Raw genomic sequence first — 15,482 nt, 5'->3', positions numbered from 1 at the left:
AGGTGAAACCCGGTGCGACGCAGGTGTTACGCCCGCTCACAGCGGGCCTTGTCGCACCTTGTCAGACGCCCAGCAGTTCTTCCAGCACCTGCGGCTGCCCCAGCAACTCTGCCGACGCCCCATGCCGCACGATCTGCCCCTTCTCCATCACCACCGCGAGGTCGGTGTGCGCAAGCACCTTGCGGTAGTCGCGATCGACGATCAGCGTGGCGATGCCGCTGCTGCGGATCTCGCTGATCACGCGCCAGATCTCGGCCACGATCAGCGGGGCGAGGCCCTCGGTGGCTTCGTCGAGGATCAGCAGGCGCGGGTTGGTCATGAGCGCGCGGCCGATGGAGAGCATCTGCTGCTCGCCGCCCGACAGCTGCTGGCCGCCGTGCCCGAGCCGCTCCGACAGGCGCGGAAAGGTGGCCATCACGCGGTCGAAGGTCCAGGCGCGCTGGCCGTCGACGCCGGCGCGTTCGCTCATCACGAGGTTCTCGCGCACCGACAGGTTCGGAAAGATGCCGCGGCCCTCGGGCACGTAGCCGATGCCCAGGCGCGCCATCTTCTCGGGCGGCAGGCCGGTGACGGTGCGGCCGTCGACCTGCACTTCGCCGGAAGCGGGGCGCACGTAGCCCATGACCGTGCGGATGAGCGTGGTCTTGCCCATGCCGTTGCGCCCGAGCAGCCCGACCGAGGTCGCCGCCGGAATGCCGGCGTGCACGCCGCGCAGGATGTGGCTGTTGCCGTAGTAGGTGTTGAGGTCGCGAACGATCAGCATCTCAGGCCTCCCGCCGGGCCGCCCCAAGGGAGGCGTGCGCCCCCTCGGGGGGCAGCGAATACACGAAGTGATGAGCGTGGGGGCATCAGTGTTGCTCCTCGCCGAGGTAGGCGGTGCGGACCTCGGGGTTCTCGCGAATTTCTTGTGGGTTGCCCGTGGCGATGACGGTGCCGTTCACCATCACCGTGATGCGGTCGGCGATGCGGAACACCGCATCCATGTCGTGCTCCACCAGCAGGATGGCGTGCGTGGCCTTCAGCCGCGCGAGCAAGGTGAGCATGCGGTCGGTTTCCTCGGCGCCCATGCCGGCGAGCGGCTCGTCGAGCAGCAGCACGCGCGGGTGGGTGGCCAGGCACATCGCCACTTCGAGCTGGCGCTGCGCGCCGTGGCTCAGCGTGCCGGCGATGCGCCGCGCCTCCGCCGCGAGGCCGGCGGCTTCGAGCGCGGCATCGGCCGAGGCATTGCTGGTGGCGCAGCGCTGCGACGACTGCCAGATCGCCCAGGGCTTCGCGGTGGCGGCCTGCGCGGCGAGGCGGCAGTTCTCGTGCACGCTGAACTCCGGAAAGATGGTCGTGCGCTGGTAGCTGCGGCCCACGCCGTCGCGGGCGCGGCGTGACTGCGCGCGCGCGGTGATGTCCACGCCGTCCAGCGCGATGCGGCCTTCGGACGCCTCGATCTCGCCCGAGAGCATGTTGATGAGCGTCGACTTGCCGGCGCCGTTGGTGCCGATCACCGCATGCACCTCGCCAATGTGCAGGTCGAGCGTGACGGCGTTGACGGCCGTGAGGCCGCCGAAGCGGCGCGTGAGCTTGTCGACAGAGAGCAGTGCGGCGGTCATGCGCCTCCCTTCGGCGACAGGCGCTGCACCAGGCCGATCAGGCCCTTCGGCAGCAGCGCCACGAACACGATGATGGCAATGCCCAGCGTGAGCTGCCAGTGATCGGCCAGCGGGCCCATCACCGCATGCGTCGAGAAGATTTCCTTCAGCAGCGTGAAGGCCACGGCGCCGATCACCGCGCCGCGCAGGTGGCCGAGGCCACCGAGGATCACCATCAGCAGCACCTCGCCGGAGTTGTGCCAGGCCATCAGCTCGGGGTTGACCACGCCATCGCGCGAGGCCAGCAGGAAGCCCGCAAGGCCGGCCAGCGCGCCTGCGAGCACGAAGGCCGCGAGCTTGTAGCCGTACACCGGAAAGCCGGCAGCGCGCATGCGCTGCTCGTTCACGCGGATGCCCGCGAGCGCCGCGCCGAAGCGCGATCGGCGCACCAGCGCGAGCAGGCCGTAGGTGAACGCGAGCGCACCCAGCACCACGTAGAACAGCACCGTGCGGTTCTCCATGTCGAGCGCACCGAGGGCGGGGCGCACGTACAGGTAGATGCCGTCGCTGCCGCCGCCGACCTTGGTGTCGTGGAACACGAAGAACGCCATCTGCGCAAAGGCCAGCGTGACCATGATGAAGTACACGCCGCGCGTGCGCAGGCTCAGCGCACCGACGAACAGCGCATACAGCGCTGCTGCCCCCATCGACAGCGCCAGCAGCACTGCGAAGTTGCCGCCCTCGTTGCCCGAGGCCAGCACGGTGACGTACGCACCAATGCCGTAGAAAGCCGCATGGCCCAGGCTCACGAGCCCGGTCATGCCCACGAGCAGTTCCAGGCTGAGCGCGAAGATCGACAGGATCATCACCTTGACGATGAAGTCCGACGCGTAGTTGCCCAGCAGGGGGCCGGCCACGCCGAGGGCGATGGCGCACAGCACGGGCACGATGAAGGCACCACGCCGCGGCGACGAAGGTGCGGATGCAACCACCGGGCTCATGGCCGCCTCCCCATCAAGCCTTCGGGCTTCCAGATCAGCACGATGGCCATCAGAAGGTAGATGCCAATGCCTGCGAGGTCGGCGAAGAACACCTTGCCGAAGGTGTCGACGAAGCCCACCAGCAGCGAGGCCACGAGCGCGCCGGTGATCGAGCCGATGCCGCCGATCACCACCAGCACGAAGCAGATGATGAGCACGCTCGCGCCCATGTTGGGGTACACCGAGGACATCGGCGCGGCGATCATGCCGGCCAGCGCCGCCAGCGCCACGCCGGCCGCGAACACGATGCGGTACAGCCGCTTCACGTCGATGCCCAGGCCGCGCACCATGTCGCGGTTGCTCGCGCCGGCGCGGATCATCATGCCCAGGCGCGTGCGGTTGACCACGTAGTACAGGCCCACGGCCAGCACGATGCACGCGGCCGAGGCGAACAGGCGATACCACGGGTAGCTCATGACGTTGCCCAGCGCGAAGCTGCCGTCCAGCCACGCGGGCACCTTCACGCCGTGCACGTCGTTGCCCACGAAGATGGAGCGCAGTTCCTCGAACACGAGGATCAGGCCGTAGGTCATGAGCACCTGCTGCAGGTGGTCGCGCTGGTAGAGGTAGCTGAAGAAGGCCCACTCCAGCACGTAGCCGAAGATCGCGGCCAGCACCACGCCGGCCACCAGCATCAGCAGGAACTGGTCGCCGAACAGCGGCGCCAGCGAGAACGCCAGGTAGGCGCCGATCATGTAGAAGCTCCCGTGCGCGAGGTTGATGACGCCCATGATCCCGAAGATCAGCGTCAGCCCCGAGGCCACGAGAAAGAGCAGCAGGCCGTACTGAACGGAGTTCAGGCACTGCACTAAGAAGGTTCCGAAATCCACGTTGGAGGTTCTCTCTGAGCGGGATCGTTGAGGGAGGGAGGCAGTGCGCCAGACACCGCGGAACCGGCTTTGCCGGGCCGCAGGTGTCGCCCCCGGTGAGGGGGGTGGCGTAGCGACACGAAGTGCGCGAAGCCTGGGGGAGAGCCAGGTTTACATCCGGCAGCCGCGCGCCGGGTCAGACAGGCCCTTGATGGCCGTGCTCACCAGCTTGTTTTCCTTGCCTTCCACCTTGCGCAGGTAGATGTCCTGCACGGGGTTGTGCGACTTGCTCACCGTGAAGGTGCCGCGCGGGCTGTCGATCTTCGCCTTCTCGATCGCGCCCGAGAACTCGGCCTTCTTCGAGATGTCGCCCTTGGTGGCGTTCAGGCCCACGCCCAGCATCTGCGCGGCGTCGTAGCCCTGCACCGCGTACACGTCGGGCTGCAGCTTGAACGACTTGGCGTACGCCACGCGGAAGGCGTTGTCGCGCGGGGTGTTCAGGCCGTCGGCGTAGTGCAGCGTGGTGAGCATGCCTTGTGCCGATTCGCCCTGCGCATCGAGCGTGCCGTCGGTCAGGAAGCCGGGGCCGTACAGCGGGATGGTCTTGTTCAGGCCGGCGGCCTGGTAGTCCTTGACGAACTTCACCGCGCCGCCGCCCGCGAAGAAGGCGTACACCGCATCGGGCTTGGCCGCCGCGATCTCGGTCAGCAGGGCCTGGAACTCCACGTTGGGGAAGGGGAGGGTGAGCTGCTTGTCGACCTTGCCGCCGTTCTTCTCGAAGCCTTCCTTGAAGCCGTTGACCGACTCTTCGCCGGCCGCGTACTTCCAGGTGATCGTCATGACCTTCTTCTTGCCTTGCTGCTTGGCCGCCACCTCGCCCATGGCGTAGGCCGGCTGCCAGTTGCTGAACGAGCTGCGGAAGATGTTGGGCGCGCACATCGGGCCCGTGACGGCGTCGGCGCCGGCGTTCGGCACGATGAGCACGGTGCCGCTTTCCTTGGCGGCCTTGGCCATGGCCATCGCCACGCCCGAGTGGACGGTGCCCACGATCACGTCGACGTTGTCGCGCTTGATGAGCTTGTTGACGTTGTCGGTGGCCTTGGCCGGGTCGGATTCGTCGTCGACCTTGAAGTATTCGATCTCGCGGCCGGCGAGCTTGCCGCCCTGTTGTTCCACGTAGAGCTTGAAGCCGTTTTCAATGGCCACGCCCAGGGCGGTGTAGGTGCCGCTGTAGGGCAGCATGAGGCCGACCTTGAGCTTTGCCGTGCCCTGTGCGCCGGCCGCGGAGGCCAGGGCGGCGAGGGCGATGGCCGTGAGCGCCAGGCGCGCGGTGCGAAGGTTCGTCATGGTGTCTGTCTCCTGTTGTTGGTGATGAAAGAAGCGGTCGCGACGATGACACGATCCGGCTGATCGCGATGCGGGGAATGCCCGCATTCAGGGATTTCGAGCAGCTCGCATGTCCCACTGACGCGCGGTGCGATGTCGCGGATCTGCGCGAGCGTGCCGTATTCGTCCTCGATGCCCTGCACCGCGAGCACGGGGCAGCGGATGGTGGCCAGCTCGGCCTCGATGTTCCAGTCGCGAAAGGGCGGGTGCAGCCAGATGCGGTTCCAGCCCCAGAAGGCCGAGTCGGCGCTGTCGTGGTAGCGGCCGAGCTTGCTGGGCAGGTCGCTCGTGCGGTAGGCGGTGCGCGCAATCTCGATGTTCGCGACGGTCTTGTCTTCCACGAAGATGTGCGGCGCGAGTACCACGAGGCCTGCGACCTTGTCGGAGAAGCGCGAGGCGTACAGCAGCGAGATCGAGCCGCCGTCGCTGTGGCCGAACAGCCACGGCTTCTCGTCGCCGAGCTTCAGCGCGTCGAACAGCGCGGGCAGCACCTCGTGCGCCTGGCGGTGCATGAAGTCGACGTCCCAGATCTCGTCCTCGGCGCGCGGCGTGGAGCGGCCATAGCCGGGGCGCGAGAACACGAGGCCGCGTGCGTTCGCGGCTTCGCAGACCTGGGCCGGGAAGTCCTTCCACATCGCGACGGAGCCGAGGCCCTCGTGCAGGAAGACGATGAGGGGGGCGTCGGCGCCACGCTCGGGGGCGATCCACTGGCACTCGATGCGGATGGGGCGGCCACGCCAGTCGATGGTGACGAAGTCGGTGGCAACCGTGGGTGTGCTCATGCCTGCTTCTCGCGTTCACGCAACCTGAAGCGCTGGATCTTCCCCGTCGCCGTCTTCGGCAGCTCGCTCACGAACTCCAGGAAGCGCGGGTACTTGTACGGCGCCAGGCGCTCCTTCACGAAGGCCTTGAGCTCGTCCTCGGTGGCGGCGGCGCCGTCTTTCAGCACGACGAAGGCCTTGGTCTTCGTGAGCCCTTCGGCGTCTTCCTTGCCGATGACGGCGGCCTCGAGCACGGCCGGGTGCTGCATCAGCGTGGCCTCGACCTCGAAGGGCGAGACGTAGATGCCGCTGACCTTGAGCATGTCGTCGCTGCGGCCCGCGTACGTGAAGTAGCCGTCGGCGTCGCGCGTGTACTTGTCGCCGCTCTTGGTCCAGCCGCCCTGGAAGGTGTCGCGCGACTTCTCGCGGTTGCACCAGTACATGAGCGCCGAGCTCGGGCCGCGGATGTACAGGTCGCCCACCTCGCCATCGGCCACGGGGCGGCCGTCTTCGCCGCGCAGCTCGATCTCGTAGCCGTCCACCGGCTTGCCGGTGGTGCCGTAGCGCACGTCGCCGGGGCGGTTGGAGATGAACACATGCAGCATCTCGGTCGAGCCGATGCCGTCGATGATCTCGCAGCCGAAGTGCGCCTTGAAGCGCTGCGCGATCTCACCCGGCAACGCCTCGCCGGCCGACGAACACATGCGCAGCGCCACGGCCTCGCGTGCTGGCAGCTTCGGCGAGGCGAGCATGCCCGCGAAGCCGGTGGGTGCGCCGAAGAACACGGTGGGTTGGTGCTCCACCCAACGACGGAAGGTGGCGTCGGGCGTGGGACGCTCGGCCATCAACACGACGGTGGCGCCCACCGACAGCGGGAAGGTCAGTGCATTGCCCAGGCCGTACGCGAAGTACATCTTGGCGGCCGAGAAGCACACGTCGTCCTCGGTGAGGCCGAGCACGGGTTTGCCGTAGAGCTCGGCGGTCCACCACAGGTTGGCGTGCGTGTGGACGGTGCCCTTGGGCTTGCCGGTGGAACCGGAGGAATAGAGCCAGAAGCCCGGGTCGTCCGACGCGGTGAGCGCGGGGGCGGGCAGGGGCTCGGCGGCGGCGAGCGCGGCTTCGAATGCCTGCGCGCCTTCGGGCAGCGGGCCCGGCGGTTGCGACACGAACAGCGTCTGCACTTCATGGCCGCCGCGCGCCATCGCGTCCTGCAAGGTCGGCAGCAGCGCGCCCGACACCAGCACCGCCTGCGCGCGGCTGTGGTCGAGCATGTAGGCGTAGTCGTCCGGCGTGAGCAGCGTGTTCACGGCCACGGGCACGATGCCCGCGTAGAGGCAGCCGAGAAAACTCACGGGCCAGTCGTTGCCGTCGAGCATGAGCAGCAGCACGCGCTCCTCGCGGCGCAGGCCCGCGGCTTTCAGCGCGGCGGCCAGGCGGCGCGCGCGGTCTTCGAGCTGGCCGTAGCTCAGCGTGCCGCGGTCGTCGATGTAGGCGGTGCGTGCGGCGCGCCCGCGGTTGAGGGCGAACAGGTGTTCGGCAAAGTTGAATCGTGCGGGCAGGCTGCTCATCGTGTTGTCTCCTTGGGGCCTGTACGTCGGGCGCTAGAGGCCGAGTGCGGCGAGCACGCCGGGGCTCGCCTGTACCGCGCTCCTGCGGTGATAGAAGTCGAGTGCGCGCAGGCCGCCCAGTTCGGCGCCGCCGCCTGCGCGGCCGGGGCCGCCGTGCATCGACATCGGCATCACGTTGCCGTGGCCGGTGTGGGCCTGCGCCACCTCGGGCGTGATGACGTGCACGCGGCCGTGGCTCGGTGCGACCGACAGCGCGGCCTGGGCCAGCGCGGCATCGTCGCTGCCGTACAGCGAAGTGACGAGCGAACCCTGCCCACGGTGTGCGAGCGCGATGCCGTGTGCCAGGTCGTTGTAGGGCAGCAGCGTGGCGACGGGGCCGAACACTTCCACGTCGTGCACGCGCTGCGCCGCATCGGCGTCGCGCGCGCCCAGCAGCACGGGGCCGATGCAGGCGGCCACGGCGGGGTCGGCGTCGATGAGGGGCTTGTTACTGCTGTCGTGCAGCACGGTGGTCTGCGCGGCCAGCGCGTCGAGGCCGTCGCGCACCGCGTTCAGTTGCGCGCGGCTCACGAGCGAGCCCATGCGCACGCTCTCGTTGCGCGGGTTGCCGACGGTCACGCCCGCGAGCTTCGCGCCGATGGCCTCGGCCGCGGCGTCGTACACCTCGGCCGGCACCAGGATGCGGCGGATGGCGGTGCACTTCTGGCCCGACTTGACGGTCATCTCGCGCACCACTTCGCGCACGAGCAGGTGGAAGGCCTCGCTGCCGGGCGCGGCGCCGGGCAGCAGCAGGGCGCTGTTGAGGCTGTCGGCCTCGATGTTGGCGCGCACCGAGCGCGCGGCCACAGCGGGGTGCGAGCGGATCACGGCGGCCGTCTCGGCCGAACCGGTGAACGAGACCACGTCGAAGGGCTGCAGCTGATCCATCAGGCCGGCCGAGCTGCCGCAGATGACCGACAGCGCGCCGGCCGGCAGCACGCCCGCATCGACCACGTCCTTCACCATGCGCTGCGTGAGCCAGGCGGTGGCCGTGGCGGGCTTGACGATCACGGGCACGCCCGACAGCAGCGCGGGCGCGGCCTTTTCCCACAGGCCCCACGAGGGGAAGTTGAAGGCATTGATGAACAGCGCCACACCGTGCGTCGGCACCTGCAGGTGCTGCGACTGGAACACGGGCTCCTTGCCGAGCTTCACGGCGTCGCCGTCGCGCAGCGCGCGCACGTCGCCGAGCGCGTCGCCCCACTTGGCGTACTGGCCGAGCGTGAAGATCGCGCCGTCGATGTCGACGGCCGAGTCGTTCTTTACCGTGCCGCAGTTCGCGGTGGCGATCTCGTAGTACGCGTCGCGGTTCGCCTGCAGCACCTTCACGACGGCGGCGAGCAGGCCGGCGCGTTGGCGGTAGCTGAGGGCGCGCAGCGCGCGGCCGCCTTGCTCACGCGCAAAGGCGAAGGCTTCGGGCAGGTCGAGGCCGGTGGCGTCGACGCGCGCAAGTTCGGTGCCGAGCACCGGGTCGAACAGCGGCGTGCCGGCGCCCGTGCCGCTTTGCCAGCGGCCGGCGACGTGGTTGGCGAGAAGGTCGGTCATGAGGTGAACTGGATCTGCCCTTCGGGCAGGAGATAGAGGACGAGCGCGCGGCCCTGGGCCACGGTCGGGCGATGCGCGGTGCCGGGTCCGTAGACGCACCAGCCCGCGGGCCGTCCGTCGAAGGTGGCGCCGGGGGTGTCGTCCAGCGGCATGATCAGATCGATCTCGCCGTGGGGGTGCGTGTGGTGCGGGCCGGCCAGGTCCTGCATGTCGACCACGTCGACCGAGAAGCGGTGCAGCGCGTCCTCGGCCTTGAAGACGCGGCCGTACCTGATGCCGCCGCCTTCGCGCTCGCACAGCCAGCCCTCGGCGACGCCGCCGATGCAGGCCTGACGCAGTTGCGCAAAGCGGGCGCTGCCGGCGCCGTGGGTGGCGTTGAGCCACTGGTCGAGCGTGCTGTCGAGCGGCTTGCCGGCGATCTCGGCGGTCAGGCCGGAGATCAGTTGGTGAAATGCCGCCTTGCCGGTGGCGGGCGTGGAGGTGTCGGACATCGTGGGCCTCGAGCGGTGAACTAACGTCTTCTTGCAGGAAAGCTGCGCGTGCAGTATCTTGCGTGTGATCGAACAATAAGCAGCGAGACAACAGGTGTCAAGCAATATAGTGCATATATGGTGTTTACCCTGAGCGCGCACAATCCCGGCGAAGAACGAGGAATGGCATGAACGAGCATGTAGACGCGGTGCTGGCCACCGCGCCCGAGGGCGGCCAAAGCAACAGCGCCGCCGTGGCCGGGGAGGCCAAGAACCCGCTGCTGGTGGCACTGGGCGACCGCGTGCGCAACCTGCGCGCGCAGCGCGGCCTCACGCGCAAGGCGGTGGCCCTGTCGGCCGACGTGTCGGAGCGCCACCTGGCGAACCTGGAATACGGCATCGGCAACGCATCGATCCTGGTGCTGCAGCAGGTGGCCGGGGCGCTGCACTGCTCGCTGGCCGAGCTGGTGGGCGACGTCACGACGAGTTCGCCCGAGTGGCTGCTGATCCGCGAATTGCTGGAGCACCGCAGCGAGGCCGACCTGCGCCGCGTGCGAGTCGCGCTGGGCGAGATGCTGGGCACCGCCTCGGTCGATCCGGCGCGGCACCGGCGCATCGCGCTCGTGGGGCTGCGCGGCGCGGGCAAATCGACGCTGGGCCAGATGCTGGCCGAAGACCTCGAAATTCCTTTCATCGAGCTGAGCCGCGAGATCGAGAAGCTCGCGGGCTGCAGCGTGCGCGAGATCCACGACCTGTACGGCACCAACGCCTACCGCCGCTACGAGCGCCGCGCGCTCGAGGAGGCGGTGCAGATCTACAGCGAGGTGGTCATCGCCACGCCCGGCGGCATCGTGTCCGACCCGGCCACCTTCAACGAACTGCTCGCGCACTGCACCACGGTGTGGCTGCAGGCCGCGCCCGAGGAGCACATGGGCCGCGTGGCCGCGCAGGGCGACACCCGTCCGATGGCCGCCAGCAAGGAAGCCATGGAAGACCTGCGCCGCATCCTGAATGGCCGCGCTGCCTTCTATTCGAAGGCTGATCTGTCGGTGGACACGAGCGGGAAGACGCTGCAGCAGAGCTTCCAGGCGCTGCGCACGGTCGCCCGCCAATCCATGGGACTCGTCTGAGCCTCTGAGATCTGAAAAAAAGCACAACAGGCATTGACTTGCCTGTTTGCATGCAGCATGATGCATGTCATCGGAACAAGGAAGTGCATTATTATTCCTGTTCACGGTTTTCTGAACACAGCCCCCACAGGAGACTTCCGCATGACCGACACCACGTCCCAGGCGCCCCAGCGCGTCGACTACCGCATCGAACCCGCCCAGTACCGCCACTGGTCGCTGAGCTTCGATGGCGCCATTGCGCGCCTCACGCTCGACATCGCGGAAGACGGCGGCATTCGCCCCGGCTACAAGCTCAAGCTCAACAGCTACGACCTGGGCGTGGACATCGAACTGAACGACGCGCTCAACCGCATCCGCTTCGAGCACCCTGAAGTGCGCAGCGTGATCGTCACCAGCGGCAAGGACCGCATCTTCTGCTCGGGCGCGAACATCTTCATGCTCGGCGTTTCCAGCCACGCCTGGAAGGTGAACTTCTGCAAGTTCACCAACGAGACGCGCAACGGCATGGAAGACACCTCCAGGCACTCGGGCCTGAAGTTCCTCGCGGCCGTGAACGGCGCCTGCGCCGGCGGCGGCTACGAGCTGGCACTGGCCTGCGACGAAATCCTGCTGGTCGACGACCGCTCTTCTTCCGTCTCGCTGCCCGAGGTGCCGCTGCTCGGCGTGCTGCCCGGCACCGGCGGCCTGACCCGCGTGACCGACAAGCGCCATGTGCGCCACGACCTTGCCGACATTTTCTGCACCAGCGTCGAAGGCGTGCGCGGCCAGCGCGCGGTCGACTGGCGCCTGGTCGATGCGGTGGCCAAGCCCGCGCAGTTTGCCGCCGCCGTGCAGGAGCGCGCCACGCAACTCGCCGCCGGCAGCGACCGCCCCGCAGGCGCCAAGGGCGTGGCCCTGACCCGCGTCGAGCGCACCGACAGCGCCGACGGCATCGCCTATGCGAACGTCAACGTGCAGATCGACCGCAGCAAGCGCACCGCGACGATCACCGTGAAGGCGCCCACCGGCGCGCAGCCGGCCGACATCGCCGCCATCGAGGCCGCGGGCGCCGCCTGGTGGCCGCTGGCCGTGTGCCGCGAGCTCGACGACGCCATCCTCAACCTGCGCACCAATGAACTCGACGTCGGCACCTGGCTGCTCAAGACCGAAGGCGACGCCGCCGCCGTGCTCGCCTCCGACGCCGTGATGTTCGCGAACAAGGACCACTGGCTGGTGCGCGAAACCATCGGCGGCCTGCGCCGCACGCTGGCGCGCCTGGATGTGTCGTCGCGCAGCCTGTTCGCGCTGGTCGAGGCCGGCTCGTGCTTCGCCGGCACGCTGGCCGAGCTGGCCTTCGCGGCCGACCGCAGCTACATGCTCGCGCTGCCCGACGATGCCGCGCGCGCACCGAAGCTCACGCTGAACGAATTCAACTTCGGCTTCTTCCCGATGGTGAACGACCAGAGCCGCCTGCAGCGTCGCTTCTATGAAGAGGCCTCGCCGCTCGAAGCCGCGCGCGCCGTCGCCGGCCAGGCGCTCGACGCCGACGAGGCCGTGAAGCTGGGCCTCGTGACTGCCGCGCCGGACGACATCGACTGGGACGACGAGATCCGCATCGCCATCGAAGAGCGCGCCGCCATGTCGCCCGACGCGCTCACCGGCCTTGAGGCCAACCTGCGCTTCGCCAGCAAGGAGAACATGGCCACCCGCATCTTCGGCCGCCTCACGGCCTGGCAGAACTGGATCTTCAACCGCCCCAACGCCGTCGGCGAAAAGGGCGCGCTGAAGGTCTACGGCACCGGCCAGAAAGCCGGCTTCGACCTGAACCGCGTTTGAGCACAGAGCAGTCCGCACAACTCAAGGAACAACGATGAGCACGATCAACTACAGCGAGAAGATCCCCAACAACGTCAACCTCGGCGAAGACCGCACGCTGCAGCGCGCGCTCGAAGGCTGGCAGCCGAACTTCATCAACTGGTGGGACGACGTGGGCCCCGAGGGCTCGACCAACCACGAGGTGTACCTGCGCACGGCCGTGAGCGTCGACCCGCAGGGCTGGGCGCAGTTCGGCCACGTGAAGATGCGCGACTACCGCTGGGGCATCTTCCTGAACCCGGGCGATGCCAACCGCGAAGTGCACTTCGGCGACCACAAGGGCGAGAAGGTCTGGCAGGACGTGCCCGGCGAACACCGCGCCAACCTGCGCCGCATCATCGTCACGCAGGGCGACACCGAGCCCGCGTCGGTCGAGCAGCAGCGCCACCTGGGCCTCACGGCGCCATCGATGTACGACCTGCGCAACCTGTTCCAGATCAACGTCGAAGAAGGCCGCCACCTGTGGGCCATGGTCTACCTGCTGCAAAAGCACTTCGGCCGCGACGGTCGCGAAGAGGCCGACGCGCTGCTGCAGCGCACCTCGGGCGACGCCAACAACCCGCGCATCCTGGGTGCGTTCAACGAGAAGACGCCCGACTGGCTCGCCTTCTTCATGTTCACGTACTTCACCGACCGCGACGGCAAGTTCCAGCTGGCTGCGCTGGCCGAGAGCGCGTTCGATCCGCTGGCGCGCACCACGAAGTTCATGCTGACCGAGGAAGCGCACCACATGTTCGTGGGTGAGAGCGGCGTGTCGCGCGTCATTGCGCGCACCGCGCAGGTGATGAACGAGCTGAAGACCGACGATGCGCAGAAGATCCGCGCCGCCGGCTGCATCGACCTGGGCACCATCCAGCGCTACCTGAACTTCCACTACTCGGTGACCATCGACCTGTTCGGTGCCGACCAGTCGAGCAACGCCGCCATCTTCTACAGCTCGGGCCTGAAGGGCCGCTACGAAGAAGGCAAGCGCGACGACGACCACGTGCTCAAGGGCCAGACCTACAAGGTGCTTGAAGTGAAGGATGGCCAGCTCGTCGAAAAAGACGTGCCGATGCTCAACGCCCTGAACGAAGTGCTGCGCGACGACTTCATCAAGGACTCGGTGGCCGGCGTCGGCCGCTGGAACAAGGTGCTGGAAAAGGCTGGCATCCCGACGCGCCTGTCAGTGCCGCACAAGGCCTTCAACCGCCAGATCGGCGCACTCGCCGGCATCAAGATGTCGCCCGAGGGCCGCGTGGTGAACGACGTCGAATGGGCTGCCAAGCGCGACGAATGGCTGCCGAGTTCCGAAGACTTCGCTTTCGTGGCATCGTTGATGGGCCGCGTCATCGAGCCGGGCAAGTTCGCCGGCTGGATCGCACCGCCGGTGATGGGCATCAACCGCCAGCCGGTTGACTTCGAGTACGTGCGTTTCGGCTGAAGAATTAGGTACACCCCCAGGCTGCGCGCACTTCGTGTCGCTTCGCCAACCCCCTTGCCGGGGGCAGCACCTGCGGCCCGGCAAAGCCGGTTCCGCGGTGCTTCGCGAAAGGGGCCCGGGTGAAAAAGGAGAACACGATGGATATGGTCGTTGAAGCCGGGGTCATCAAGCAGCACCTGATCGACCCCGAGATCTGCATCCGCTGCAACACCTGCGAGGCGACCTGCCCCGTGAACGCGATCACGCACGACGACAACAACTACGTCGTTCGTGCGGACGTCTGCAATGGCTGCATGGCCTGTATCTCGCCGTGCCCCACGGGCTCGATCGACAACTGGCGCACCATGCCCCTGGTGCGCGCGTACACCATCGAAGAGCAGCTCACCTGGGAAGAACTGCCCGCCGAGCTGTCGCCCGAAGAACTCGAAGCGGCCGGCGTGTCCGGCGCAGCCGCTTCGGCCGCGGAAGTGCCCGCACAGACGCAGGCCCAGGCGGCCGCCGAAGCCACCGAGCCGGTCTTCAACTCCGCGCAGTACGGCGCCAGCGTGCCGCCGTGGTCGGCCGCGCACGCCTACACCAACCTCTTTCCGCCGAAGACGCCGACCACCGCCACCGTGGTGGGCAATTTCAACTGCACCGAAGCCGGCTTCGACAGTGAGACACACCACATCGTGCTCGACTTCGGCGTGGTGCCGTTCCCCGTGCTCGAAGGCCAGTCGATCGGCATCGTGCCGCCGGGCGTGGACGCCATCGGCAAGCGCCACCATGCGCGCCAGTACTCGGTGGCCAGCCCGCGCAACGGCGAGCGGCCCGGCTACAACAACGTCTCGCTCACCGTGAAGCGCGTCACCGAGGATCACGAAGGCGACCCGGTGCGCGGCGTGTGTTCCAACTACGTGTGCGACCTCAAGGTGGGCGACACGGTGCAGGTGGTGGGCCCGTTCGGTTCGTCATTCCTGATGCCGAACCACCCCAGGTCGCACATCGTGATGATCTGCACCGGCACCGGCAGCGCGCCCATGCGCGCCATGACCGAATGGCGCCGGCGCCTGCGCAAGAGCGGCAAGTTCGAAGGCGGCAAGCTCATGCTCTTCTTCGGCGCGCGCACGCAGCAGGAGCTGCCGTACTTCGGCCCGCTGCAGTCGCTGCCCAAGGACTTCATCGACATCAACTTTGCGTTCTCGCGCACGGCGGGACAACCCAAGCGCTACGTGCAGGACCTGATGCGCGAACGCGCCGCCGACCTGGCCGCACTGCTGAAAGACGGCGCCAGCCACTTCTATGTGTGCGGCCTCAAGAGCATGGAAGAGGGCGTGGTGCTCGCACTGCGCGACGTGGCGAAGGAAGCGGGGCTCGACTGGGACACCGTGGGCGCCGCACTGAAGCGCGAAGGGCGCCTGCACCTCGAAACGTACTAGGCTGCGGCGGATGAAGTTCGCCGACTTCCATGCGGGCCAGGTCATCGAGGCCGGGCCGTACGTGCTCACCGAAGCCGAGCTGCTGCAGTTCGCGCGGGCCTACGACCCGCAGTGGTTTCATACCGATGCCGAGGCGGCTGCCGACAGCCCCTTCGGCGGACTCATCGCAAGCGGCTGGCATACCTGCTCGATCGCGATGCGGCTGGTGGTCGAAGCGGCGCTGGCCGGCTCCGAATCGTTCGCGTCGCCAGGGCTGGAGCATGTGCGCTGGCCCAACCCGGTTCGCCCGGGCGACGCGCTGCGGCTGGTGGCCGACGTGATCGAGGTGCGCCGTTCCGAGAAGCGCCCGACGCTCGGCATCCTGCGCTGGCGCTGGCGATTGTTCAACCAGCGCGCGCTCGTGGTGCTCGACACCGAAGTCACCAGTCTCTTCAAGCTTTCCGCACCCGGCCTCTGAAC

At 68.0% G+C, this 15,482-nt stretch carries 14 protein-coding genes; 5 read left to right on the top strand and 9 right to left on the bottom strand.

The window, feature by feature from the left end; translation table 11 throughout:
• Nucleotides 1-61: 61 nt before the first annotated feature.
• From ASD34_RS06790 to ASD34_RS06750, 9 genes are all read right to left on the bottom strand, one after another.
• Entirely contained in the window at nucleotides 62-763 is a 702-nt protein-coding gene (locus ASD34_RS06790; protein WP_056574668.1) for an ABC transporter ATP-binding protein, read from the bottom strand.
• Between the two features lie 85 nt (nucleotides 764-848).
• Nucleotides 849-1,601, bottom strand: a complete 753-nt coding sequence (locus tag ASD34_RS06785) for an ABC transporter ATP-binding protein (RefSeq protein WP_056574666.1) — start codon at nucleotides 1,599-1,601, stop codon at nucleotides 849-851.
• Nucleotides 1,598-2,581, bottom strand: coding sequence for a branched-chain amino acid ABC transporter permease (locus tag ASD34_RS06780; RefSeq protein WP_056574663.1), 984 nt, complete (start codon nucleotides 2,579-2,581; stop codon nucleotides 1,598-1,600). Before ASD34_RS06780 ends, ASD34_RS06785 begins: the two co-directional genes overlap by 4 nt.
• Nucleotides 2,578-3,450, bottom strand: coding sequence for a branched-chain amino acid ABC transporter permease (locus tag ASD34_RS06775; RefSeq protein ID WP_056574660.1), 873 nt, complete (start codon nucleotides 3,448-3,450; stop codon nucleotides 2,578-2,580). Before ASD34_RS06775 ends, ASD34_RS06780 begins: the two co-directional genes overlap by 4 nt.
• Before the next feature lie 150 nt (nucleotides 3,451-3,600).
• Nucleotides 3,601-4,776 carry an ABC transporter substrate-binding protein gene (locus tag ASD34_RS06770; protein ID WP_056574658.1) on the bottom strand — a complete coding sequence of 392 codons (1,176 nt, stop codon included), beginning with the start codon at nucleotides 4,774-4,776 and terminating at the stop codon, nucleotides 3,601-3,603.
• Nucleotides 4,773-5,597: an alpha/beta fold hydrolase gene (locus tag ASD34_RS06765; RefSeq protein WP_056574656.1), complete on the bottom strand. Its 825-nt coding sequence runs from the start codon at nucleotides 5,595-5,597 to the stop codon at nucleotides 4,773-4,775. The genes ASD34_RS06770 and ASD34_RS06765 overlap by 4 nt, the downstream gene beginning before the upstream one ends.
• Nucleotides 5,594-7,144: a benzoate-CoA ligase family protein gene (locus ASD34_RS06760; RefSeq protein WP_056574653.1), complete on the bottom strand. Its 1,551-nt coding sequence runs from the start codon at nucleotides 7,142-7,144 to the stop codon at nucleotides 5,594-5,596. Before ASD34_RS06760 ends, ASD34_RS06765 begins: the two co-directional genes overlap by 4 nt.
• 33 nt (nucleotides 7,145-7,177) lie before the next feature.
• Entirely contained in the window at nucleotides 7,178-8,728 is a 1,551-nt protein-coding gene (locus tag ASD34_RS06755) for a 3,4-dehydroadipyl-CoA semialdehyde dehydrogenase (RefSeq protein ID WP_056574651.1), read from the bottom strand.
• Entirely contained in the window at nucleotides 8,725-9,219 is a 495-nt protein-coding gene (locus ASD34_RS06750) for a DUF4863 family protein (RefSeq protein ID WP_056574649.1), read from the bottom strand. The genes ASD34_RS06755 and ASD34_RS06750 overlap by 4 nt, the downstream gene beginning before the upstream one ends.
• Before the next feature lie 167 nt (nucleotides 9,220-9,386).
• Here ASD34_RS06750 and ASD34_RS06745 point away from each other — a divergent pair, with 167 nt between their 5' ends.
• The 5 genes from ASD34_RS06745 (at nucleotide 9,387) to ASD34_RS06725 (ending at nucleotide 15,480) form a co-directional block, all read left to right on the top strand.
• Entirely contained in the window at nucleotides 9,387-10,328 is a 942-nt protein-coding gene (locus ASD34_RS06745) for a helix-turn-helix transcriptional regulator (protein WP_056574647.1), read from the top strand.
• Nucleotides 10,329-10,469: 141 nt separating this feature from the next.
• The gene (gene boxC, locus ASD34_RS06740) at nucleotides 10,470-12,143 is read left to right on the top strand and encodes a 2,3-epoxybenzoyl-CoA dihydrolase (protein ID WP_056574645.1); all 1,674 of its coding nucleotides are present in this window, start codon (nucleotides 10,470-10,472) and stop codon (nucleotides 12,141-12,143) included.
• A 34-nt stretch (nucleotides 12,144-12,177) separates the two neighbouring features.
• Nucleotides 12,178-13,605 carry a benzoyl-CoA 2,3-epoxidase subunit BoxB gene (gene boxB / locus ASD34_RS06735; RefSeq protein WP_056574643.1) on the top strand — a complete coding sequence of 476 codons (1,428 nt, stop codon included), beginning with the start codon at nucleotides 12,178-12,180 and terminating at the stop codon, nucleotides 13,603-13,605.
• A 137-nt stretch (nucleotides 13,606-13,742) separates the two neighbouring features.
• The gene (gene boxA / locus ASD34_RS06730; RefSeq protein ID WP_056574641.1) at nucleotides 13,743-15,023 is read left to right on the top strand and encodes a benzoyl-CoA 2,3-epoxidase subunit BoxA; all 1,281 of its coding nucleotides are present in this window, start codon (nucleotides 13,743-13,745) and stop codon (nucleotides 15,021-15,023) included.
• A 10-nt stretch (nucleotides 15,024-15,033) separates the two neighbouring features.
• Nucleotides 15,034-15,480, top strand: coding sequence for a MaoC family dehydratase (locus ASD34_RS06725; protein WP_056574638.1), 447 nt, complete (start codon nucleotides 15,034-15,036; stop codon nucleotides 15,478-15,480).
• Nucleotides 15,481-15,482: the final 2 nt, after the last annotated feature.

Source organism: Variovorax sp. Root473, from assembly GCF_001426505.1.
Lineage (GTDB): Bacteria > Pseudomonadota > Gammaproteobacteria > Burkholderiales > Burkholderiaceae_C > Variovorax.
The sequence above is the reverse complement of the archived record's forward strand: the minus strand, read 5'-3'. Positions and strand labels throughout refer to the sequence as shown.

Bases quoted from the DNA above. Each gene is read 5' to 3' on its own strand.
- ASD34_RS06790 (WP_056574668.1), bottom strand. From the start codon at position 763: ATGCTGATCGTTCGCGACCTCAACACCTACTACGGCAACAGCCACATC.
- ASD34_RS06785 (WP_056574666.1), bottom strand. From the start codon at position 1,601: ATGACCGCCGCACTGCTCTCTGTCGACAAGCTCACGCGCCGCTTCGGC.
- ASD34_RS06780 (WP_056574663.1), bottom strand. From the start codon at position 2,581: ATGAGCCCGGTGGTTGCATCCGCACCTTCGTCGCCGCGGCGTGGTGCC.
- ASD34_RS06770 (WP_056574658.1), bottom strand. From the start codon at position 4,776: ATGACGAACCTTCGCACCGCGCGCCTGGCGCTCACGGCCATCGCCCTC.
- ASD34_RS06765 (WP_056574656.1), bottom strand. From the start codon at position 5,597: ATGAGCACACCCACGGTTGCCACCGACTTCGTCACCATCGACTGGCGT.
- ASD34_RS06760 (WP_056574653.1), bottom strand. From the start codon at position 7,144: ATGAGCAGCCTGCCCGCACGATTCAACTTTGCCGAACACCTGTTCGCC.
- ASD34_RS06755 (WP_056574651.1), bottom strand. From the start codon at position 8,728: ATGACCGACCTTCTCGCCAACCACGTCGCCGGCCGCTGGCAAAGCGGC.
- ASD34_RS06750 (WP_056574649.1), bottom strand. From the start codon at position 9,219: ATGTCCGACACCTCCACGCCCGCCACCGGCAAGGCGGCATTTCACCAA.
- ASD34_RS06745 (WP_056574647.1), top strand. From the start codon at position 9,387: ATGAACGAGCATGTAGACGCGGTGCTGGCCACCGCGCCCGAGGGCGGC.
- boxC (WP_056574645.1), top strand. From the start codon at position 10,470: ATGACCGACACCACGTCCCAGGCGCCCCAGCGCGTCGACTACCGCATC.
- boxB (WP_056574643.1), top strand. From the start codon at position 12,178: ATGAGCACGATCAACTACAGCGAGAAGATCCCCAACAACGTCAACCTC.
- boxA (WP_056574641.1), top strand. From the start codon at position 13,743: ATGGATATGGTCGTTGAAGCCGGGGTCATCAAGCAGCACCTGATCGAC.
- ASD34_RS06725 (WP_056574638.1), top strand. From the start codon at position 15,034: ATGAAGTTCGCCGACTTCCATGCGGGCCAGGTCATCGAGGCCGGGCCG.